The following is a 21,647-nucleotide window of genomic DNA, read 5'->3' as shown; positions in this document are numbered from 1 at the left end:
AAAATTAAATTCAAATAAAAAAGGATTGTCTCCTCTTCTATTTTAACAGGTTGGTAATTTTTCCTACCAGCCAGTGATCATCACTTTTAATTGCCAGATCCATAATATTATTGATCTTTCCGGTTACGGAACTGAAATCATCCATAAGCTTTATAAATTCTTTCGCTTCCTGAGAATCATTGTCTTCTATATTCTTTAGCTCTTCCAGGAAAGAAATTACAGGTTCTATTTCCCTCTTTCTTCGTTCTTTCGTGATTTGCTTAAACAGGTACCAAACATCTTTTTCTGCTACGAAATATTCTTTACGGTCACCTTTTATAAATTCTTTTCTTACAATTCCCCAATCTATCAAAGCCCGCAGATTCATATTGGCATTCCCTCTTGAAATTTCCAGCTGCTCCATCACCTCATCGGTAGAAAGTGGTTTTCCACTGGCAAGAAGCAATGCATGAACCTGCGCCATCGTACGGTTGATTCCCCAATTGGTAGCAAATGTTCCCCACGTCTGGATATATTTTTCTTTTGCTTCTGAAAATTTCATTTTTTTCCTATTTTATTTCTGTAACAAATGTAATTATATTTTTCGAATTTTCAATAATTTTTGAAAATTAAATTTAAAATAAAACAGACATTTAGTATAATGCCTGTTTCAAATCTATTTTTGAATCGTTTTGTACGTTTCAACCAATCTTATAAATTCGGATCTGTACCCTTCTTCATCTTTGCTTTTACCTTCTCTGGCAAGTGTTTCAATATCATTAAGGTCTTTTTTGCCTATTAATTTTGAATCTCTCAAGACCAGTCCAAACCAGGCTACAGCTGATGCAAATTTAAAATCAGGACTTGCAGATAGTACTGAATGATCAGTATTTTTCACAACCTGTACTATTTCAGAACTGGTATCTCCGTCTGGTTTCTTATAACGGAATTTAATGGTTGCCAATTCTTCATTAAAATCTCCAGAAGAGGAAGTGCTGTTATATTTCAGTTTATTTTCTTCAGGCAGAAACTCAGATTTCACACCAGCAGGAATCACTTCATATAAAGCTGTTACCGTATGCCCGCTTCCCAATTCTCCGGCATCAATTTTATCATTGGTAAAGTCTTCATTCCTCAGTTTTCTGTTTTCATATCCAATGAGACGGTAAGAGCTCACATATTTAGGGTTAAATTCAATCTGGATCTTAACATCTTTTGCAATCGCGTAGATACTTCCCGCAAACTCTTTTCCCAGAAATTTATTAGCCTCCTGAAGATTGTCAATGTAAGCATAATTACCGTTTCCCTTATCGGCAAGTGTTTCAAGCGTATTATCTTTATAATTCCCCATTCCGAAACCCAGACAGGTCAGAAAAACCCCGGATTTTCTTTTTTCTTCAATTAAAGTTTTAACATCTGACGTGGAAGAGGCACCGACATTAAAATCTCCATCTGTAGCTATAATTACCCGGTTGTTGCCATTTTTAATAAAATTTTCCTGAGCCAGCTTATAGGCAAGCTCAATTCCAGCACCGCCTGCCGTACTTCCTCCTGCCTGAAGATTGTCCAGTGCAAGAACTATTTTTTCTTTCTCTCTGGCAGAAGTTGATGGCAGAACCATTCCTGCACTGCCTGCATATACTACAATCCCAACCTTATCTTCAGGCCTGAGCTGATCCAGCAGTACTTTGAAAGAAGATTTCAGAAGAGGAAGCTTATTCGGTTCATTCATAGATCCCGAAACATCGATCAGAAATACAAGATTGGATGCAGGAACTTTGTCCATAGCAATATTCTTTCCCTGAAGACCTATTTTTAAAAGCTTATGGGCAGGATTCCAGGGTGCATTGCCGTATTCTGTATTAATGGAAAACGGATCATTATTTTTCGGCTGAGGATAGCTGTATTTAAAATAATTAACCATTTCTTCAATCCTTACCGCATTTTTATCTACGGTTTGGCCATTATTGATCATTCTTCTGATGTTAGAATAAGCAGCATTATCCACATCAATAGAAAAAGTTGACAAGGGCTGGCTTTTAGTCAGTTCAAAAGGATTTTCTTCAAATGCATCATAGCCTTCATTATCGGAAACAGGATTCTGTTTGTATTGGGTTATTGTTTTCTGTATTTCCTCCATCCTTCTTTTCTCTTTTCTGGAAAGCCTTTTCGTCTTTACTACAATAACTCCGTTCGCTCCCCTGCTCCCGTACAATGCTGATGCACCAGTTCCTTTTACAACTTCCACACTTTCAATCTTTTTGGGATTCAATGCATTGAAATAATCACGCTGCACTATTTCACCATTAACCACAAATAATGGTTCGTTTGTACTTTTCAGACTTGCAGCACCTCTTATACTTATTTGATTATTACCTGAAAGACCATTATTGATTGCATTCATTTTATTGGCAATCTGATCACTTTTTCTCCGCTTAGTTCCGTATGCCTGAATCTGAACTCCCACTACTCTTCCCTGAAGGGACTGGGAAACAGTATTTGATGCAATATAATTTGACTGCACGCTAACGGCACTTGAGGTATAATTCTGTACTTTTTTAGGCGTAAATCCTGCTAAAATACCTTCTTCAATATTCTGAGTTTTTAAAGTGTCCTTCCGCTGCCCAGCTCTCCCCGGTGCAGCAGGAACATCATTCTTATTAGTGGCTAAGATTTTACTCTTGCTATTTGGATCTTTAATAGCTTCATTTTTTGTTAAAGAAAGGGGTTTCTGTGATGATTTTGAAATTTCAATTTCCTTTTCAATATTCGATTTAACTGTGCTGTCAATTGTATAAATATTCTTTTTTTCAGGATGCGCTTCAGTACTGTTTTCTACAATTAAAGGGGCTGAATTTTCAAGAGTCCCATTTTTACTGATAAAATAAAATGCTCCCAAACCAAGAATTAGGCTAGCTGCAACTCCATAAGGAAGCCAAGCAGGCAATATTCTCTTTTTCTCTTCTATGGTATCTAATTTTTTTTCAACCTTCGCCCAAACTTTATCAAAACCCTGAAAAACAGCTGGCTCTTCTGAAAGCTTAGAAGCATCATTGAATCTTTTATCTATGTCGTGATTATTTTCCATTTTCCTAAAGTTTAAATGTTCTGATTGACTAAGAGTTCCTGTAGTTTTTTCCTTGCAAAATTGAGCTGGGATTTGGATGTCCCTTCGCTTATCGAAAGCATGGAAGCAATTTCTTTATGCGGATATCCTTCAATGGCAAACAGATTGAAAATTGCTCTGCAGCCCTCCGGAAGAAAGTTCAGCAGGCTCAGAATATCCTTTTCAAATGAAATACTTTCTGATAAGGTTCCGGATGTTTCTACAAAACCATCATCCATTGAGATAAACTGTGCTTTAGTGGCCCTCAATTTCTGAAGGCATTCATTAACTGCAATTTTTTTAGCCCATCCTTCAAAAGTATCCAGATTCTGGAGCTGGGTGATCTTGGTGAATATTTTGTAAAAAGTATCGGCCAACACTTCTTCAATATCTTCATCGTTTTTCAGATAGCGTCTGCAGACTGAGTACAGCCTGCCCGCCATTTTCTCGTACACCTTCCGCTGGGCACTACGGCTGTTACGCTGGCATTCTATTAGTAATTCTTTTTCCATAGTCAGGCTTTATATTGTAATAGATGCATAAACTTTGGGTTGGGTTGGAAACATTTAAATATTCTTTTGATAAAATGTAAAATACTTAATCAACTGAGTAACAAATAATCCTAATTTGCTTTCACTTTTATCCAGTTTTCTTACTTTCAAATTTAACTTTTCCCTTTGTAACATATCTTTAATATGAACGACTATTCATAAAAATAATCTTTTATAGTAATGAAAAATATCAAAATTGCCTCATTACTTTTTGTTTTGTCTGCAGGAAGTATGATGTTTGCCCAAGATGACTTGATCAACAAATTAAAAAACAATCAATCTCAAAATGCTAATTTTCAGTTCACAGCGTTAAAAGACGTAGGGGCTACTTCAGTAAAGAACCAAGGTTCATCAGGAACCTGCTGGAGCTATTCAGGGAATTCTTTTCTTGAATCTGAAATGCAGAGAATGGGTAAAAAGCCTGTAGATCTTGCTGAAATTTTCACAGCAAGAAATTCTTACCATGATAAAGCTAAATTATATGTTCTGAACAGCGGAGCCATCAGCTGGGGAGATGGCGGTGAACTGCATGATGTTGTAAACATGTACAAAAAATACGGTGCCGTACCTCAGGATGTTTATACGGGATTAAAATCTGGACAGACCCTTAATAACTTTAAGGAAATGCAGGGGAAATTAAAGCCTGTTTTAGACAGCCTTGTTCAGGCAGGATCAAAAGCACAGCTTACAGATAACTGGATGGATTCCGTAGATGCCATTCTGGATGAATATCTTGGAAAAGTTCCGGCTAACTTTACCTATGAAGGAAAAAATTACACTCCTAAAACATTTGCTAAAGAAGTTGTAGGAATCAATCCTGAAGATTATATTGAGATCTCTTCTTATAAAGATTATCCTTATTACCAGAAATTTGTAGTCCCGATCCCGGATAACTGGAGCCATGACTCTGACTGGAATGTTCCAATGAGAGATCTTACAGCTATTATTGATAACGCTGTGAACAAAGGATATTCTGTGGGATGGGCAACAGACGTTTCAGAACCTTATTTCTCTTACAAAAATGGGGTAGCTTATGTTCCGGATATGGATCTGAACCAGATTACTGCAGACAACAAGCAGACTCTGTTCACTGAGCCTAAAAAAGATAAGACCATTACTGAAGACATGCGTCAGAAAGGGCTTAACAACCTTTCTACAACGGATGACCACGGTATGCACATCGTAGGATTGGCAAAAGACCAGACTGGTAAAGAATATTATATGGTTAAAAATTCCTGGGGCGTAACCAATGATTTCGAAGGTTATCTCTATGTAACAAGACCGTATGTAGAATACAAATCAACAGCGATATTGGCTCATAAGAATGCCATCCCAAAAAACATTCTTAAACAGCTGAAACCTACAAAGAACATCGGTTTATAATAAATAGTCACTGTTTCGGTCACTATGTAATTTAGATATTTTAATCTGTTAAAACCGCGCTCCAAATATTTGGAGCGCGGTTATGTTTTATTGTTAAAGGATTTATTTATATAACAATTTCTCTATTTAGTGAAAATATTATACTTTTATTCTCCAAACAAATTATTACCCTATGAAAAATTTAAAAAAATTAGCAAAATCTGATCTAAAGAAAATCAATGGTGGAAATGCGCCTGACTGTCCGACAGGAACAACGGCATGCTATATTCCGCCGACAAATGGTTTTCCATCCCGCTGGAAATGTATTTCAGACACTATGGAATGTCCGGATTAAGAACAATCAAAATCCGCTTTCAGGAAATTCTGAAAGCGGATTTCTTTAAATAAATAGGTGAAAATTTAATATAAAAATAAAGAAAAATATAATTTGTGAATGGTCAATTTTGCTTCGCAAGTGAATGCTCAATTCACTTAATTTCAACAAAAATAAAAATTGACAGCGAAGCGAATTCACTATTGACCATTGACCTTTCCATCTTAATACAGTTTTGCCATGCTTTCTGCTGAAAAATCAAGAAGCTCGTCTGTATTGCCGGTTTTTATTTTTTGAACCCACTGAGGATCCTGTAAAAGTGCACGTCCTACAGCAACAAGATCAAATTCTTCATTGTCCAGTCTTCTGATCAGTTCGGTCAGATCGGTTTTTTCAGTTCCCTGGCCTGCAAAAGCGCCCATGACATCTCCTTTCAATCCTACAGAACCTACAGTGATCGTTGGTTGTCCTGTAATTTTCTTTGCCCATCCTGCAAAATTTAAATCTGAACCATCAAATTCTGCTTCCCAGAAACGGCGTTGCGAGCAATGGAAAATATCTACTCCTGCTTCTTTTAATGGCAATAACCATTCTTCCATTTCTGCTGGATTAGCAGTCAATTTGCTGTTGTAATCCTGCTGTTTCCACTGTGAAAGACGAAGAATAATAGTAAAATCCTCTCCTACTGCAGCTCTGATAGCCTTAATCACATCTACTGCGAAACGGTTTCTTTCTTTAATGGTTTTCCCGCCATATTCATCGGTTCTTGTATTGGTTACTCCCCAAAAGAACTGATCGATAAGATAGCCGTGTGCTCCATGAACCTCAACAACATCAAAACCTAAATCTTTTGCAGATTTTGCAGAAGCAGCAAACTGTGCAATGGTATCCTGAACATCTTCTAAAGTCATTGTAGAAGCTTTCTCCATAGGAGCCAGCGGATAATCTTCAGACATTCTTGTATCTCCTACATGCCAGATCTGCGGCCCCATTTTGCCACCATTCTGGTGAACAGCATTGATCACGTTTTTCCAACCTGACAATGCCTCACTTCCATAAAAATCAGGAATGTTCTGCATATTTTTTGACGACGGTCTGTTGATTACAGTTCCTTCAGAAAGAATCAATCCAACTTCTGAAGCTGCTCTTCTTGCATAGTATTCTGCGATATTTTGGGTAGGAACTCCATTATCAGACTGTGCACGGGTCATAGGAGCCATTACGATTCTGTTTTTAAGTTCCAGGTTTTTGTAAACAAACGGTTTAAATAATGATTCTATACTCATTTTTAAATTGGTATTTTATAATTGTTACACAAAGTAACTAATAATAGTTTGTTTTTGTATCTTTTATCAAAAAAATAGTGGTAACTTTGCAGTAACTTACATTAGTAACTTAAAAGTAACGCATGGTAAAGAATGAACTGATGAAATACAGCTGTCCTTTAGGTAAGGCAATGTCTGCACTGGGAAGCAAGTGGAAACCGATCATTGTTTTGGTGATTAAAGACCGTAAGCTACGTTTCGGAGAGCTAGCTGTACGAATTAATGTGATCTCCAGAAAAGTACTGACCGATCAGTTAAAGGAAATGCAAAATGACGGATTAATTATCAGAGAAGAGTTTAAAGAGCTGCCTCCGAGGGTTGAATATTCGTTGACAGAAAAGGGACTGGCCTTGCTGCCGATTTTGTATTTGCTGGAAGAATGGGAGGCGAAATTTACGACTGAAGATTTTAATTCTGAAAAAAACTGTAGTTTATTGGATAAGGAAAACAGAATGAAAGCCAAAGTCTAGGTATTCTTTATTTAAGTATCAACATATTTGCAAAAGGGGTAATTTTTTGATTAGAAATTATTCGTAAATCTGCGCTGGAAATAGCTTTCTTCCATTGTTTCTGACTTAAAAAGTGAAAGGCTCCAATACTAAAGAAAAGAAAATTGGTTACATCTCTAAATTGCTCTGAAACAATTATTACTCCATTATTTTTCAAAACTCTTTTTGCTTCTTTAAAAAATAAAACTCTCTGTTCATGATCTAAAATTTCATGCAATGCTGTTATAGCAAGAATTAGGTCTTGAGAGTTGTTTTCAAAGGGCAACTTATTGGGAATTATCTTTATTTCTTTAGGATTGGCTGGAAATATTTTTTTTGAGGTTTTAATTCCTTTTTCGTGTTCGTGTCTATTTCCGTAAATATCACAAACTGTTAAATTTAAGTTTGGATATTTCTTTTCCAATCTTTTTGATAAAGGATCAAAACTAGCATGAATTAGAATTGCATTTTCTACTTTTCCAAAGTCAACAATTCCGTTTAAGCTTTTTAACTCATATAAATCCGACTTATCATAAAGAATAAAAGAAGCCATAAGTGAAGCGAATATATTCAAAACAATCAGAACGCTTAAAATTCTTAACAATAAAATAAGCAGGCCGGAATTAAACCAAAATGATAATAGAAAAAGAAGAAATGATACAACGGCTCCTAATACTATTTTTTGATAATTGAACAAAATGACAAGTTTGGTAATTTTCATGTTATATAAATCACACTCAGTCACAAATGTACATATTTATATTTTTTGAAACATATTTTAACTAAAAACCGCTTCCAGAAGTTCTGAAAGCGGCTTAATTGTATCTAAAAATCCCAATTAAAATATCGCAGGATATTTCTGAGGGTTTGTTTCATTGAACATGGCGTAGATTCTTTCTACCATATCATCTGAAGATGGCTTGCTGAAATAATCTCCATCACTTGCATAAGCAGGTCTGTGATCGTTGGCAGCAATCGTCAACGGATCGGAATCCAGATATCTGAATGCTTTCTGCTTCTCAAGGATCTGCTGAAGAATAAACGCTGAAGTTCCGCCTTCCACATCTTCGTCGATTACGACCAATCTGTTGGTTCTCTTCACGCTTTCAGCAATTTCATTCGTTAAATCGAAAGGAATTAAGGATTGAACATCAATAACTTCTGCAGAGATTCCCAGTTTTTCCAATTGTTCTGCGGCATCCATTACAATTCTCCAGGTGGAACCGTAAGTTACCAGAGTAACATCTTTTCCTTCTTTTGTCACTTCAATTTTTCCTACCGGAACAGTGAATTCACCTAAGTTATCAGGCTGCTTTTCTTTTAATCGGTATCCGTTCAGACATTCAACGATAACTGCTGGATCATCACTTTGAAGCATTGTATTGTAGAATCCGGCTGCTTTCGTCAAGTTTCTTGGCACCAATACCAGAATCCCTTTAGAAAGGTTCAGAATTCCTGCCATTGGGGAACCTGAATGCCAGACACCTTCCAGCCTGTGGCCTCTGGTTCTGATGATTACCGGAGCTTTCTGACCGCCTTTTGTTCTGTATTGAACAGTCGCCAGATCATCGCTCATTCCCTGTAAACAGTAAAGAATATAATCCAGATATTGGATCTCGGCGATAGGTCTCAGACCTCTCATTGCCATACCGATACCCTGACCAAGAATGGTAGCTTCCCGGATTCCGGTATCTGCTACACGTACTTCGCCGTATTTTTCCTGCATTCCTTCTAGTCCCTGGTTCACATCACCGATATTTCCGGCATCTTCACCAAATACTAAGGTTTCAGGATATTTTTCGAAAATTTTATCAAAATTATTTCTTACCACCACTCTTCCGTCTACCTCCTCAGAATTATCCGAGAACACAGGAGGAATCTCTTTCACGTTTTCAGCTTTCCACTGAGACTGTGAATATAAGTGGGAAGAATAGTTGTCTTTTTCTGTTTCAAAAACTTCATTGTACTTCTGCATCAATTGGGTTCTTTCTGCAGAATTAGTTCCTCTTGTTGTCAATAAAGCTTTTCTCGTCAGGTGGAAAATATCTTTTTTAGCTTTGGAAACCAATTTATTGAACTGGGCAATATACCCTTCTATTTCACTGTTCTGACCTTTAAGATTTTCAACTAATGGAAGAACAGACTGAATAAGATCAGTAATGGTCTTCTGGTAATTATCCCAGGCATTCTTCTGACCTGCTTTTACTATTTTTTTAGCTTCTTCATCTATCGTATCCAATTCTTCTGCTGAAGCAATAATTTCTTCTTTTCCTTCGATTTCGATTGAATAATTCAGGATCCATTCTTTGAATTTCACCATACCATCAAAATCTGCCTCCCAGGAAAGACGCTCTTCATTTTTATATCTTTCATGAGATCCTGAAGTGGAGTGTCCCTGAGGTTGGGTAACTTCAATAACATGAACCACAACCGGAATACTTTCAGTTCTGGCAAAATGTTCAGCTCTGGCATAAGCATCCAATAGTGAAGGGTAATCCCATGCTTTTACCTGGATAATCTCACAGCCCTGATTTTCCCCTTCTTTTCTCTGAAAGCCGCTTAGCATTTCAGCAATGTCCGCTTTTGCTCTCTGGTTTCTGGTTGGAACTGAAATCCCGTACCCATCATCCCAGATAGAAACAATCATAGGAACCTGAAGCGCACAGGCAGCATTCAACGTTTCCCAGAAATGTCCTTCTGCTGTAGAAGCATCTCCAATTGTTCCGAAAGCAACTTCATTGCCTCCTTTTGAGAATTTTTCAGAACCTTCAAATTTTACACTTTTATACACTTTAGAAGCTTGGGCCAATCCTAATAATCTAGGCATCTGTCCTGCTGTAGGGGAAATATCCGAAGAAATATTTTTCTGTGCCGTAAGATCTTTCCAGCTTCCGTCTTTGTTTAAGCTTCTTGTGGCAAAATGCCCGTTCATCTGTCTTCCAGCTGAAGCCGGCTCTCTTTCAACGCTGGTGTCTGCATACAGCTGTGCGAAAAAGCTTTCAACCGTTAAAGCATCTACTGCTAATGCAAAAGTCTGATCCCTGTAATATCCTGAACGGAAGTCGCCATTTCTGAAAACTTTCGCCATGGCCAACTGAGGAAGTTCCTTACCATCCCCAAAAATTCCGAATTTAGCTTTTCCTGTAAGCACTTCTCTTCTTCCAAGATAAGACATCTCACGCGATATCTTTCCTAACCTGTAGTCTTCAAGTATCTGGTTTTTAAAATCCTGGAAAGAAATTTGCTGTGTTTCAATATAGGTTGTCTGCATAGCTAGATATAAAAGTTTTTATTCTTCAAGTATGGCGCTAATATACAATTTTTAAATTAATTTTAATTTTCAATAATCTTTTTTAAAAATTTGATAATAAAAGAATTGTGTTTTATATTGTAAAAAATTGTAGATGATGGAAAAAAAGTCACCCCACATTCTGAATGCATCTAGTAATCTTTTAGGTTTTTCCCTGATTATTATCACCTCCCTTAAAATTACAAAAATCAGTGAGAACACCTATCTGGATGAATTTGCCGGATTGGCCTGCCTTCTTTTTGCGTGCAGCTGTTTCTTTTCGTTCCTGGCTATCAGGTCGAAGAATGAAAAACAGGAAATAAAGTTTGAGGCTATTGCGGATTATTTATTTTTAACCGCTTTATTTTGCATAGTTCTGGCTGTTATTATTGTAACTGTAAAAATAATTTAAGCAATTTTATTTTGATTATAAATATAAAAAAATACTTTCAAAATAGTATATTGATTAATTTTTTTTATATTTTTTAATTTTATGGCATAATATTTGGCTTCTGGCTCCTGAAAATTATTATTTCGTAAAAAAACAAATGAAAAAAACATTATTCGCAATTGCAAGTATTTTTGCATTGTGCACGCACACATTCGCCCAAGTAGGTATAAGCACAAGCAACCCGCAGGCCAGCTTTCATATTGATGGAGCAAAAGATAACCCAACAACAGGAGCCCCTTCTTCCGCTCAACAGACAAATGACATTGTTGTAACAAATTCAGGTCAGATAGGTATTGGGACTATTTCCCCAACTGAAAAATTAGATATCAGCTCTGGAAATGCAAGAATCCGGGCCATCAACTCTAATATCGGGACAGGAGGAGTTGACAGAATTGTTGTAGCCGATGCAAACGGGGTATTAAAGACTATTGATTTCACCGCTTATTCATTATTTCATGCCCGTTTAACAGCGAATCAAAATCTTACTCCTTCTACCATTACCACTTTATTATTCTCGACTCCACTGGCCACTTCTCCTTTCTACAATTATAATACCAGTAATGGTGTTTTAACCTTCAATCAGCCAGGAAATTACCTGATAACATTACAGGCCAGTTTTGCTAACGCACCTGCAGGAACACAGTTACTTTTGGGAGTAAGACCTAATCCTGATGCCAATTATTTAGGCAGGGGGAGCCATTACAATGCAACAACAACTTCTGCAACAGTAGGAGAACTGATGAATTATACAACAATGCTGGTAATTCCTACTGCTGGTTATCAAATCCGTTTTACGGCAGCGCCTAACCAAAGCTGTACTGTACTGTCTACAGAAACCGGAAGTACCGGAAGCGGTAACGTTACCAATGTAACGGTTCAGAAAATATAAAAAAAAGCGGAATGCTTATCACATTCCGCTTTTTTTATTTATATTTTAAATTCTTAAAATTTTCTTTCGATTACATAATCCAGCATTACATGTAGGGATTTTTTAGGTTCCGAATCCGGAAATTCATTGAGAATATCTTTGGCTTTCTGCTGAAAATCTTTCATAACTTTTATAGCGTAGTCCATACCACCGGAACTTTTTACAAATTCTATAAGCTCTTTCACCCGCTTTTGGTCATTATTATATCGCTTTATGGTATTGAAATAGTATTTTCTATCTTTTTCACCGGCATTTTTAAGGGTATAGATCAGCGGAAGTGTCATTTTTTGTTCCTTAATATCAATACCAACAGGTTTCCCGATGACATTGGAACTCAGATAATCAAAAAGATCATCTTTGATCTGGAAAGCCATTCCCGTATAGGTTCCGAAATTCATCATTTTTTTAGCCAGAATTTCATCTGCATTGTTGGACAGAACGCCTATTTCGCAACAGGCAGCAATTAGAGTGGCTGTTTTCTGACGGATAATTTCATAATAAACATCTTCGGTAATATCCAGTTTCCTGGCTTTTTCAAGTTGCAAAAGCTCACCTTCGGACATTTCACGGATCGTTCTGGAAATCACCCCCAAAAGATCATAATCTTTATGGTCTGTAGAAAGCAATACAGATTTTGACAAAAGATAGTCTCCTACTAAAACCGCAATTTTATTTTTCCATAAAGCATTGATTGAAAAGAAATTACGACGTTTGAAGCTTTCATCTACCACATCATCATGTACAAGAGTTGCCGTATGAATCAGTTCAATCATGGAAGCCCCGCGGTACGTTTTTTCATTGACATCCCCTATCAGCTTTGCACAAAGGAATACAAACATTGGACGCATCTGCTTTCCTTTAGTAGTAACAATAAAACGCGTTACTTTATCCAATAAAGGCACTTTGCTCTGCATCGATTCATAAAACTTCTGCTCGAAAAGTTTCATTTCCTCATTGATCGGTCGTTTGATTTCTTCTACGATGTTTGCCAAAATCTGTGAATGAAAGGTAAATACTTATTAATTCTCACAAAGATAATTTTTTTCACGCAATTTCAGGACAAAATTAATCTTTGAGTTCTTCATTTGGAATAAAATAGAGCGACGGCTGTGAAGTACCCAATCCCGACCTGAATTTTTCCCCAGAAATATAGATTCCCGATTCATCTACAGCAATGCCCTCAATCTGCCCTACCGCCAAAGCGCTGCCCAAATAATAATGTTTAGGTTTTTCTTTAAAAAAAATGCCGGATTCTGTTTCCGTAAAAATATTCAGAAAGACTTCCGTTTTCTTGGTATAGCCTACCAGATAAAGCTTTCTGTTAAAATAAGCAGCATCAGTTACCACAAAATTAGTTTTATAAGATTCTGTTTTCTCTGCTTTTTGCTTTTCAGATATTACAGGATCAACCATATAATGAGAAGTTGATTTTGATTTCCATTCTTTGGTAAACAGGTGCAACTTTCCGTTCAGATAGATCATCGCTTCGGCATCAAAATCACTCTTTGTATATTTTGGGATGAATTCCATCTGTTCCGGATAATAAAATGATATTTTCATAATGGAATCATTCTTTACACCGCCGTTTTCAAAAGGCAGTTTATAGATTTCCAGATCTCTTCTTGTTCCTCCGTTATTGCCGAAATCCCCGATGTAGAAATTCTTTCCGTCATTAGTCAAAGCCTCCCAGTCATTATTTTTAGCATGGATTGTCAGTGTATTTTTGATATTGCCGAAAGCTTCATCCAATTCAAAAAGTTCCGGAGCATTGCCGCTGTCATTGAATGTATACAACTTACCATTCAAAATATCCAATCCTGATGTTTCCCGGATTTTATCATCCAAATAACCGAGTCTGTATTTTCTAATTTTTAAAAATTCCGTCTGCTGCGAAAATGAAAACTGAAAGATGATAACAGCTATGAGAAGAATGAACTTTTTCATAGAACAAAAATAAACGTTTATAGATAATTGGAGAACTTTTACTGAAAAGTATCAGGCAGATTTCATTTTTGCTTTTTGCTTCTGCTTATTTAAATAATCTTTCTGATATTGTCTTACTGTTTTTCCTGTACCATCATGTCTCCAGCCCGGGGAGTTAAAAATATAATTGATCCGATCGGAAAATTTCAGTCCCGGCTGCCTGATATCTTTCCAGATTTTTCTCCATTCATAGAGAAGAACAGTGCCTGGCTTATTGTCCGGCATTTTTGGATAAATTCCATATTTTACAGGTACACTCGGATCTTCTTTTTCGAAGGTTCCGAAAATCTTGTCCCAGATGATCAGGCACATTCCCATATTCCGGTCCAGATATTTGATATTGCAGGCATGATGTACCCTATGATGTGAAGGAGTAACCAGGATATATTCCAAAATGCCCATTTTTTTTACAGTCTGTGTATGCACCCAGGTTCCGTACACCTGCCCTATTGCATAAACCACCATAATATGCCACGGATTAAAACCTAAAAAAGCAAGCGGAGAAAAATAAAGATACCTGTACAGCGGTTGCAGTACAGGACTTCTAAAACCTATTGTAAGGTTGAAATATTCTGAATTGTGATGAGTAATATGAACTGCCCAGAATGCCCGGGAATGATGATCTACATAATGAAGCACATAATAGGCAAAATCTGTAATGATAAAACAGATGAGCCAATACCAAACCGTAAAATCCCATGTGAAAAACCTGTGATTATAGAAGAAAAACATCACTCCCATCGCAAAAGTCTTCATGATCAGGTCCAGACCAAAGTTCATCAGTGCAAGGTAAACGCTTGTTGCCACATCCTTTCCGTTGTACAATTTAGCTTCAGAAATGTGACTGTAGATCATTTCAGCCAAAATAACAGCAGCATGAAACGGAATAGCCCATGCGTAAACGTTTTCCAAACCATCCTCGCTCATAAAGAAGTCCATAATAAACTTTTTTACTTTATGTAAAGGTAGGATTTCGGGAAATTATGAAGAAAAGTTTTGAATTTTTTAAGGAAATTTTAATCCGTCGTTTTATTGGCCAGCTGCCCACAGGCCGCATCGATGTCTCCACCGCGGCTTTTTCTGATCATTACAGTGATCCCAGCATTTTCCAGCTGACGTACATAATTATCTTCCGCCTGCTTATTACATTGGTCATATTTTCCGTCCCCGATAGGGTTATACTGGATAAGATTCACTTTGGAAGGAACCTGTTTGCAGTATCTGATCAGAGCTTTGATATCTTCATCCCCATCATTGATTCCTTTCCATACACAATATTCAAAGGTAATGACAGAACCCGTTTTTTGATACCAGTACTGAAGAGCCTCCATAATATCCGTCAACGGAAATTTATCTGAAAAAGGCATGATTTCGTTACGTTTGGACTCAATAGCAGAGTGAAGCGAAAGCGCCAGTTTTACACGAAGTTCATCGTCTGCCAGCATTTTGATCATTTTCGGAATTCCGGATGTAGAAACAGTAATCCTTCTTGGGGACATCCCCAAACCTTCCCGCTGGGTAATTTTTCTGATGGCTTCCACTACATTTTTGTAATTCATCATCGGCTCTCCCATTCCCATAAAAACGATATTGGAAAGCGGTCTGTTAAAATACATTTTGCTTTGGCTGTCGATCAGAGCCACCTGGTCTACGATCTCGGCTACTTCAAGGTTTCTCATTCTTTTGAGCCTTGCCGTTGCACAGAATTCGCAGTTTAATGAACATCCCACCTGTGAGGAAACGCAGGCTGTGGTTCTTGTTTCTGTAGGGATAAGAACAGATTCCACCAGTAGTCCGTCATGAAGCTTCACACCATTTTTGATGGTTCCGTCTTTGCTTCTCTGAAGCTGGTCCACAGAAACGGGGTTAATGGTATATTCTTCGGAAATTTTTTCGCGGAGAGATTTCGAAAGATTCGTCATTTCATCAATCGAATGGAGGTTTTTACTCCATAACCAGTCATAAACCTGCTTCGCACGAAACGGTTTTTCCCCTAAAGTCAAAAAATAGTCTTTAAGCTGGTCTAGTGATAAAACTCGGATATCTTTCATTGTAGATGTTAGGTTGCAGATCTAGGTTGCAGGCTGCAGATAAACTATTACCTGCAGCCTGTTACCTATTATCTTTTTATAGGATTAACATGGCGTCACCGTAAGAATAGAATTTATACTTTTCTTTTACGGCTTCTTCATAAGCATGCATGATGAAATCTTTTCCGGCAAATGCAGCAATCATCATCAATAATGTGGATTTCGGCGTGTGGAAGTTGGTGATCATTGAGTTCGCAACACCAAAATCGTGAGGCGGATAAATGAACTTATTCGTCCAACCGTTGAATGCAGATATTTTTCTGTTTGAAGAAACAGAAGTTTCCAATGCTCTCATCGTTGTAGTACCTACTGCACAAACTCTTCTGTGAGCATCTACCGCTTTATTGATGATATCAGCATTTTTCTCATCGATGATGATTTCTTCAGACTCCATTTTGTGCTTGGAAAGATCTTCCACCTCAATCGGGTTGAAAGTTCCTAAACCAACGTGAAGCGTTACTTCAGCGAAATCAATTCCTTTGATCTCCAATTTCTTCATCAGATGTTTGGAGAAGTGAAGACCTGCTGTAGGGGCAGCAACCGCTCCTTCTATTTTTGCATAGATCGTTTGGTATCTTTCTGCATCTTCCGGCTCTACTGCTCTTTTGATATATTTTGGAAGTGGAGTTTCTCCTAATTCCTTCAGTTTTGTTCTGAATTCGTCATAAGAACCATCAAATAAGAATCTTAACGTTCTTCCTCTTGAAGTTGTGTTATCAATTACTTCAGCGACCAAAGATTCATCTTCAGTAAAGAATAATTTGTTACCGATTCTTATTTTTCTTGCGGGATCTACTAGAACATCCCATACTCTGGTTTCTTTATCCAGCTCTCTTAAAAGGAAAACTTCAATTTTGGCACCTGTTTTTTCTTTATTTCCATAAAGGCGCGCAGGGAAAACTTTAGTATTATTGAAAATGAATAGATCTTTCTCATCGAAATAATCCACAACATCTTTAAACAGCTTATGCTCAATAGTTTCTGTTTTTCTGTTAAGAACCATTAATCTGGCTTCGTCTCTGTGTTCAGATGGGTGTTCTGCTAATAATTCCGCAGGAAGATCAAAATTAAAATCTGATGTTTTCATTTTTTTAAATTACGGTTTAAAAATTATTCAAATTACATGTGTAATTTTCGGTGTGCAAATATACGACATTCGATACCCCATTGTCAAGTATTATTTAAAATCAAATTAAAAACCGGGATTCTACGGTGATCTATGAAGGAAAAAAAGATTATTTTTGGAAATATTAAAAAAAATTTACACTATGAGCAAATATTCATTGGAAGCTTTTGTCAACGAAACTAAAGAAAATCCACAGCAAAGAGATTATTTTGAGCTTGAAACTCCCCACATGTTGGAAATCAACCTCAACAATCAGGCGGTTTGGACCAAAAGAGGAAGTATGGTAGGCTATGTAGGAGGCATCAACTTCGAAAGACAGGGAATGCTGGCAGGAGGTATCGGTAACCTTTTAAAGAAAGCGATCAGCGGTGAAGGATCCAAACTGATGAAAGCAGAAGGAAACGGCAAACTCTATGTGGCAGATGCCGGAAAGAAAGTACGTATACTTTATCTGAACAATGAATCGGTATGTGTAAACGGAAATGACGTACTGGCCCACGAGCAAAGTATAAAAAGTGATATCACTATGCTTAAAAGCGTTGCCGGAATGATGGCCGGTGGTCTTTTTCAGGTAAAACTTTCCGGAACCGGACACATTGCAATAACAACACACGGTGAACCATTGACTCTGATGGTAACTCCGGACAATCCTGTTTTCACAGACCCTAATGCTACTGTGGCATGGTCTGGTAACCTAAGTCCTGATCTGAAAACCAATGTTTCTTTCAAAAGCCTTATCGGGAGAGGAAGCGGCGAAGAATTCCAGATGAAGTTCTCAGGAAACGGATGGGTACTAATTCAGCCGTATGAAGAAGTATATTTCACAGAAAAATAATACATTAAAAAATTGATGATTGTAAACAGCTGTTCTTCACTGAGCAGCTGTTTTTTTTATTTCATCAAGAGCAGTACATTCTCAAGTTATCTACCGTTAAATCCCGCATCCATAGTCTTCCCATATCTTACACCTCGCAACTTTTTAATATATTTAGGAAAAAATTTAATGGACACCACCTCTTCACGTAGAAACTTTCTTAAGACCGCTGCCCTGGCAAGCTTTGGAGCATTGGTTTTACCTAATTCCTTATTTGCTTACTCCAATGATTTTAAATCAGATAAAAAAATCCGTGTCGGTTTTATTGGCGTAGGACTCCGCGGACAGGAACATGTAAAACTGCTAGCGAAACGGAATGATGTAGAGATTATCGCTTTTGCAGATCCTGATAAAAGAATGCTTGCTGCATCGCAGAAAATATTAAAAGACAATAATAAATCTGCTGCCCAGGAATTTTCAAACGGCGAGTATGATTACCGGAATCTTTTAAAATTAAAAACCATTGATGCCGTAGTGATCGCTACTCCATGGGAATGGCATCTTCCACAGGGAACGGAAGCGATGAGAGCTAAGAAGATCGTAGGTATGGAGGTTTCCGGAGCGATAAAGCTGCAGGACTGCTGGGAGTTTGTAAAAGTGTATGAGGAAACAAAGGTTCCTATTTTCATGATGGAGAATGTGTGCTACAGAAGAGATCTCATGGCTGTTCTGAATATGGTCCGTAAAGGGATGTTCGGCGAGCTGGTTCACGGAAGAGGCGGTTATCAGCATGATTTGAGAGGAGTTCTTTTTAATGATGGTATTACGCCTTATAATTCAGGTGCTGAGTTCGGAGAAAAAGGATTCAGTGAAGCACATTGGAGAACGGAACATTATGTAAAACGTAACGGTGAGCTCTATCCTACCCACGGATTAGGCCCAGTGGCGGTTATGATGGATATTAACCGAGGAAATCGACTGACCAGACTTTCATCATTCTCTTCAAAGTCTGTCGGGCTTCATAAATATATTGTGGAGCATCCTAAAGGCGGAGAAAATCATCCGAATGCAAAGGTAAAATTCAATCAGGGAGATATTGTGACGACACAGATTGCCTGTGCGAATGGCGAAACCATCCTTTTAACCCATGATACAAGTTTACAGAGACCTTATGATCTTGGATTCAGGGTACAGGGAACGGAAGGTTTGTGGCAGGATTTCGGCTGGGGAGATTTCAACCAGGGTCATATCTATTTTGAAAAAACAATGAATCACAGCCACCGATGGGAAAATACGGAAAAATGGATGAAAGAATTTGATCATCCGATGTGGAAAAAATTTGAAAACACAGCTGCAGGTGCCGGTCATGGCGGAATGGATTTCTTTGTCATGAATACTTTTATTGAATGTATCAAGCGAAATATAGAATTCCCGATGGATGTATATGATCTTGCTTTATGGTATTCTATCACACCACTCAGCGAGGAATCTATTGCCAAAGGCGGCCAGGTGGTAGATATCCCGGATTTTACCAATGGAAAATGGAAGACCCGCAAACCTGTATTCGGAATGACCGATGAATTCTAAAAAAACACTCCTCATATTAGCAGGTGGCCTGGGAAGCCGTTACAAAGGCCTGAAACAGATAGACGGAATATTGGACAATGGCTCACCAATCCTGGAATATTCCATATATGATGCATTGGAAGCCGGTTTCAGCAAAGTCATTATCATTGTGAACAGGCTGATTCCTCAAAATTATATTGACAGATTAAATACCATATCCGGAAAAGTAGGCTTTGAACTTCATTGGGTATATCAGGAAAAAAAAAGTTTTGTGCCTCAGAATTTCGACTTCGCAGAAAGAGAAAAACCTTGGGGAACCGGGCATGCTGTTCTCTGTGCAAAAAATGTTGTACAGGGACCTTTTGTCATGATCAATGCCGATGATTTTTACGGAAAAGAAACATATCAGCTGGCAGCTGAAGAGATTGATATGCATATTTCAGGATCGCAGTTCGGAATGGTTGCCTACACGGTAGAACCTACTTTAAGCGGAAATGGAAATGTAGCCAGAGGAATATGTACCTTAGATGCTGAAAATTATCTCGAAAAAATAGAGGAACAAACTTCTATTCGGAAGGAAGGCAATCTGATTATGTATACTGAAAAAGGAAAAAATACAGAAATATCTCCCGATACGCTGATATCTATGAATTTTTTCATTTTTCATCCGGAGATTTTTAATGCTCTTGAAATTTATTTTAATGATTTTATAAAATCAGATCCAGGGTTATTGCAAGAGTTTTACATTCCTTCAGCCATACAGAGAATGATTCATGAGAAAAAAGCAAAAGTATTGGTAAAAGTCTCTCCTTCGCAATGGATGGGGGTTACCTATGCAGATGATAAAAGCAGTATTAAAGATTTTCTGGCGTCAGAGATCAAAAAAAACAGATATCCTGAAGATCTATGGAATTAAAACAAGTTGTTGCCGGATTTACCGGAACTGAAAACTGTACAATCACTCCTATTACGAATGGGTTAATCAATACGACCTATTTCGTTGAAAACCCTGATTCTGAGGAAAAATTTATTCTTCAAAAAATAAATACTCAGGTTTTTAAGTTTCCGGAAGTCATTACCAGAAATCATATCTTAATCAACACAATGCTGGAAAACGGAAACTATCCGCTACAGCCGGTCATACCAAAATCAACGTTAAATGGAGATTTTATCGTGAAAGATGAAGAAGGAGAATCGTGGAGAATGCTCAGCTTTATTGATGATACAAGAACTTTCTTTAGGATCCCCGATCTCAAAACCGCCTATGAATCTGCAAAGGCTGTAGGATGTTTTTTAAATATGGTAAATCCTGAACAGCTTCCGGACATTCAGTCCCCAATTCCTGATTTTATTAATTTTGAAAAAAGGATCGTGGATTACCAAACATCTTTACGATATGCAAATGAAAATCTGCTGAAAAATGCTGAACCGGAAATCGAAACAATGAATGAGCTGCTTTTTCTTCCGCAAAAATGGATCGAAATGGAAAAAAACGGTCTGTTGCCAAAAAGGATCATACACGGAGATCCCAATGTAAGGAACATCCTTTTTGATAAAAATTCAAGACCCCTTGCTGTTATCGACCTGGATACGGTAACGGTTTCCACGATTCTGTATGATTTCGGTGATATGGCCAGATCTTATACCAATACTCTGGATGAGGATGATGGAAATGCCGGAGACAATTTTAACCCACAAATTTACAGAACCGTAAAAGAGGGGTTTCTACTGTATTTAAAGGGGAAACTGAATTTTGAGGAACTTGAAAACCTAGATTATGCTGCGCAAACCGTCATTTATATCCAGGCGATCCGTTTTCTGACTGATTACCTGAATGGAAATTCATACTATGCTACGAAATATGCTGACCATAATCTAGACAGAACGAAAAATCAGCTGGAGCTGCTGAAAGGATTAAGGAAATACCTGCGTGTTGATTAATTTTTTCCCATGAATCTCACAGATTGCCACGGATCTTGGAGTTTATGAAATTTTTAGTTTAAATATGCTGAGTTGCTTAATTGCATAAGGTTTCTGATGCTTTTAATGACCACAAAAGTCACAAAAGTTCTCACAAATAAACACAATGCTGCGCTCGCAATGACAGGTGTAGGTTTCGGGGGGGGGGGGGGGGGGGGGCCCCCCCCCCCCCCCCCCCACCCCCCCCGGTGGGGGGCGGGGTGGGTTTGGTGTTTTTTGTGTTTTTTTTTTTTGTGTTTGTTGTTTTTGAGTGATGATTGTAAGTTTGGTTTGAT

The 21,647-nt window shown here is 37.7% G+C and carries 20 protein-coding genes; 9 read left to right on the top strand and 11 right to left on the bottom strand.

Annotation, left to right across the window (positions count from 1 at the left end; translation table 11 throughout):
• Positions 1–37: 37 nt before the first annotated feature.
• From J2T03_RS00100 to J2T03_RS00090, 3 genes are all read right to left on the bottom strand, one after another.
• Positions 38–541, bottom strand: a complete 504-nt coding sequence (locus J2T03_RS00100) for a GbsR/MarR family transcriptional regulator (protein ID WP_307208732.1) — start codon at positions 539–541, stop codon at positions 38–40.
• Positions 542–655: 114 nt separating this feature from the next.
• Complete coding sequence (locus tag J2T03_RS00095) at positions 656–3,067, bottom strand: vWA domain-containing protein (protein WP_307208730.1); 2,412 nt, start codon at positions 3,065–3,067, stop codon at positions 656–658.
• An 11-nt stretch (positions 3,068–3,078) separates the two neighbouring features.
• Positions 3,079–3,597 carry an RNA polymerase sigma factor gene (locus J2T03_RS00090; RefSeq protein ID WP_306846294.1) on the bottom strand — a complete coding sequence of 173 codons (519 nt, stop codon included), beginning with the start codon at positions 3,595–3,597 and terminating at the stop codon, positions 3,079–3,081.
• Between the two features lie 219 nt (positions 3,598–3,816).
• On the opposite strand from J2T03_RS00090, the gene J2T03_RS00085 reads away from it, so the two are divergent.
• Together J2T03_RS00085 and J2T03_RS00080 are read left to right on the top strand one after the other, a co-directional pair.
• Complete coding sequence (locus J2T03_RS00085) at positions 3,817–5,019, top strand: aminopeptidase C (protein ID WP_307208728.1); 1,203 nt, start codon at positions 3,817–3,819, stop codon at positions 5,017–5,019.
• Positions 5,020–5,191: 172 nt separating this feature from the next.
• Entirely contained in the window at positions 5,192–5,353 is a 162-nt protein-coding gene (locus tag J2T03_RS00080; protein ID WP_307208726.1) for a bacteriocin-like protein, read from the top strand.
• Positions 5,354–5,556: 203 nt separating this feature from the next.
• On the opposite strand, the gene J2T03_RS00075 is transcribed toward J2T03_RS00080, so the two are convergent.
• Complete coding sequence (locus J2T03_RS00075) at positions 5,557–6,618, bottom strand: NADH:flavin oxidoreductase (protein ID WP_307208725.1); 1,062 nt, start codon at positions 6,616–6,618, stop codon at positions 5,557–5,559.
• A 122-nt stretch (positions 6,619–6,740) separates the two neighbouring features.
• Between J2T03_RS00075 and J2T03_RS00070 the strand changes: the two genes are divergently transcribed.
• On the top strand, positions 6,741–7,127 hold the full coding sequence (locus J2T03_RS00070; protein WP_306846301.1) for a winged helix-turn-helix transcriptional regulator: 387 nt from the start codon (positions 6,741–6,743) through the stop codon (positions 7,125–7,127).
• A 7-nt stretch (positions 7,128–7,134) separates the two neighbouring features.
• On the opposite strand, the gene J2T03_RS00065 is transcribed toward J2T03_RS00070, so the two are convergent.
• Entirely contained in the window at positions 7,135–7,866 is a 732-nt protein-coding gene (locus J2T03_RS00065; protein ID WP_306846303.1) for a class I SAM-dependent methyltransferase, read from the bottom strand.
• Between the two features lie 117 nt (positions 7,867–7,983).
• The gene (locus J2T03_RS00060; protein WP_307208723.1) at positions 7,984–10,416 is read right to left on the bottom strand and encodes an alpha-ketoacid dehydrogenase subunit alpha/beta; all 2,433 of its coding nucleotides are present in this window, start codon (positions 10,414–10,416) and stop codon (positions 7,984–7,986) included.
• 133 nt (positions 10,417–10,549) lie between these two features.
• On the opposite strand from J2T03_RS00060, the gene J2T03_RS00055 reads away from it, so the two are divergent.
• A complete protein-coding gene (locus J2T03_RS00055; protein WP_306846306.1) occupies positions 10,550–10,846 on the top strand; it encodes a hypothetical protein in 297 nt (98 codons plus the stop codon).
• A gap of 136 nt (positions 10,847–10,982) precedes the next feature.
• On the top strand, positions 10,983–11,774 hold the full coding sequence (locus J2T03_RS00050; RefSeq protein WP_307208722.1) for a hypothetical protein: 792 nt from the start codon (positions 10,983–10,985) through the stop codon (positions 11,772–11,774).
• 53 nt (positions 11,775–11,827) lie between these two features.
• Here the strand turns inward: J2T03_RS00050 and J2T03_RS00045 are convergent, their stop codons facing one another.
• The 5 genes from J2T03_RS00045 to queA form a co-directional block, all read right to left on the bottom strand.
• Positions 11,828–12,805: a polyprenyl synthetase family protein gene (locus J2T03_RS00045; protein WP_306846310.1), complete on the bottom strand. Its 978-nt coding sequence runs from the start codon at positions 12,803–12,805 to the stop codon at positions 11,828–11,830.
• Positions 12,806–12,878: 73 nt separating this feature from the next.
• Positions 12,879–13,757: a hypothetical protein gene (locus tag J2T03_RS00040; RefSeq protein WP_307208720.1), complete on the bottom strand. Its 879-nt coding sequence runs from the start codon at positions 13,755–13,757 to the stop codon at positions 12,879–12,881.
• A gap of 51 nt (positions 13,758–13,808) precedes the next feature.
• Positions 13,809–14,735, bottom strand: a complete 927-nt coding sequence (locus tag J2T03_RS00035) for a sterol desaturase family protein (RefSeq protein ID WP_373426872.1) — start codon at positions 14,733–14,735, stop codon at positions 13,809–13,811.
• A gap of 77 nt (positions 14,736–14,812) precedes the next feature.
• Entirely contained in the window at positions 14,813–15,847 is a 1,035-nt protein-coding gene (rlmN, locus tag J2T03_RS00030; RefSeq protein ID WP_307208719.1) for a 23S rRNA (adenine(2503)-C(2))-methyltransferase RlmN, read from the bottom strand.
• A 76-nt stretch (positions 15,848–15,923) separates the two neighbouring features.
• On the bottom strand, positions 15,924–16,973 hold the full coding sequence (gene queA / locus J2T03_RS00025; RefSeq protein ID WP_306846316.1) for a tRNA preQ1(34) S-adenosylmethionine ribosyltransferase-isomerase QueA: 1,050 nt from the start codon (positions 16,971–16,973) through the stop codon (positions 15,924–15,926).
• A gap of 181 nt (positions 16,974–17,154) precedes the next feature.
• On the opposite strand from queA, the gene J2T03_RS00020 reads away from it, so the two are divergent.
• The 4 genes from J2T03_RS00020 (at position 17,155) to J2T03_RS00005 (ending at position 21,333) form a co-directional block, all read left to right on the top strand.
• A complete protein-coding gene (locus tag J2T03_RS00020) occupies positions 17,155–17,847 on the top strand; it encodes an AIM24 family protein (protein ID WP_306846318.1) in 693 nt (230 codons plus the stop codon).
• A gap of 168 nt (positions 17,848–18,015) precedes the next feature.
• Entirely contained in the window at positions 18,016–19,413 is a 1,398-nt protein-coding gene (locus J2T03_RS00015; protein WP_307208717.1) for a Gfo/Idh/MocA family protein, read from the top strand.
• Positions 19,403–20,308 (top strand): sugar phosphate nucleotidyltransferase, encoded by a 906-nt coding sequence (locus tag J2T03_RS00010; RefSeq protein ID WP_307208715.1) that lies wholly within the window; start codon positions 19,403–19,405, stop codon positions 20,306–20,308. The genes J2T03_RS00015 and J2T03_RS00010 overlap by 11 nt, the downstream gene beginning before the upstream one ends.
• Complete coding sequence (locus J2T03_RS00005) at positions 20,299–21,333, top strand: phosphotransferase enzyme family protein (RefSeq protein ID WP_307208714.1); 1,035 nt, start codon at positions 20,299–20,301, stop codon at positions 21,331–21,333. The genes J2T03_RS00010 and J2T03_RS00005 overlap by 10 nt, the downstream gene beginning before the upstream one ends.
• Positions 21,334–21,647: the final 314 nt, after the last annotated feature.

Origin of the sequence: Chryseobacterium lathyri (assembly GCF_030812195.1) — a bacterium.
GTDB lineage: Bacteria > Bacteroidota > Bacteroidia > Flavobacteriales > Weeksellaceae > Chryseobacterium > Chryseobacterium lathyri_A.
The sequence above is the reverse complement of the archived record's forward strand: the minus strand, read 5'-3'. Positions and strand labels throughout refer to the sequence as shown.

What these genes read in the sequence shown, in the direction of transcription:
- J2T03_RS00010 (WP_307208715.1), top strand. Translation starts at nt 19,403, where the DNA reads ATGAATTCTAAAAAAACACTCCTCATATTAGCAGGTGGCCTGGGAAGC.
- J2T03_RS00055 (WP_306846306.1), top strand. Translation starts at nt 10,550, where the DNA reads ATGATGGAAAAAAAGTCACCCCACATTCTGAATGCATCTAGTAATCTT.
- J2T03_RS00035 (WP_373426872.1), bottom strand. Translation starts at nt 14,735, where the DNA reads ATGGACTTCTTTATGAGCGAGGATGGTTTGGAAAACGTTTACGCATGG.
- J2T03_RS00080 (WP_307208726.1), top strand. Translation starts at nt 5,192, where the DNA reads ATGAAAAATTTAAAAAAATTAGCAAAATCTGATCTAAAGAAAATCAAT.
- J2T03_RS00070 (WP_306846301.1), top strand. Translation starts at nt 6,741, where the DNA reads ATGGTAAAGAATGAACTGATGAAATACAGCTGTCCTTTAGGTAAGGCA.
- J2T03_RS00085 (WP_307208728.1), top strand. Translation starts at nt 3,817, where the DNA reads ATGAAAAATATCAAAATTGCCTCATTACTTTTTGTTTTGTCTGCAGGA.
- J2T03_RS00075 (WP_307208725.1), bottom strand. Translation starts at nt 6,618, where the DNA reads ATGAGTATAGAATCATTATTTAAACCGTTTGTTTACAAAAACCTGGAA.
- queA (WP_306846316.1), bottom strand. Translation starts at nt 16,973, where the DNA reads ATGAAAACATCAGATTTTAATTTTGATCTTCCTGCGGAATTATTAGCA.
- J2T03_RS00040 (WP_307208720.1), bottom strand. Translation starts at nt 13,757, where the DNA reads ATGAAAAAGTTCATTCTTCTCATAGCTGTTATCATCTTTCAGTTTTCA.
- J2T03_RS00020 (WP_306846318.1), top strand. Translation starts at nt 17,155, where the DNA reads ATGAGCAAATATTCATTGGAAGCTTTTGTCAACGAAACTAAAGAAAAT.
- rlmN (WP_307208719.1), bottom strand. Translation starts at nt 15,847, where the DNA reads ATGAAAGATATCCGAGTTTTATCACTAGACCAGCTTAAAGACTATTTT.
- J2T03_RS00065 (WP_306846303.1), bottom strand. Translation starts at nt 7,866, where the DNA reads ATGAAAATTACCAAACTTGTCATTTTGTTCAATTATCAAAAAATAGTA.
- J2T03_RS00095 (WP_307208730.1), bottom strand. Translation starts at nt 3,067, where the DNA reads ATGGAAAATAATCACGACATAGATAAAAGATTCAATGATGCTTCTAAG.
- J2T03_RS00050 (WP_307208722.1), top strand. Translation starts at nt 10,983, where the DNA reads ATGAAAAAAACATTATTCGCAATTGCAAGTATTTTTGCATTGTGCACG.
- J2T03_RS00060 (WP_307208723.1), bottom strand. Translation starts at nt 10,416, where the DNA reads ATGCAGACAACCTATATTGAAACACAGCAAATTTCTTTCCAGGATTTT.
- J2T03_RS00005 (WP_307208714.1), top strand. Translation starts at nt 20,299, where the DNA reads ATGGAATTAAAACAAGTTGTTGCCGGATTTACCGGAACTGAAAACTGT.
- J2T03_RS00015 (WP_307208717.1), top strand. Translation starts at nt 18,016, where the DNA reads ATGGACACCACCTCTTCACGTAGAAACTTTCTTAAGACCGCTGCCCTG.
- J2T03_RS00100 (WP_307208732.1), bottom strand. Translation starts at nt 541, where the DNA reads ATGAAATTTTCAGAAGCAAAAGAAAAATATATCCAGACGTGGGGAACA.
- J2T03_RS00090 (WP_306846294.1), bottom strand. Translation starts at nt 3,597, where the DNA reads ATGGAAAAAGAATTACTAATAGAATGCCAGCGTAACAGCCGTAGTGCC.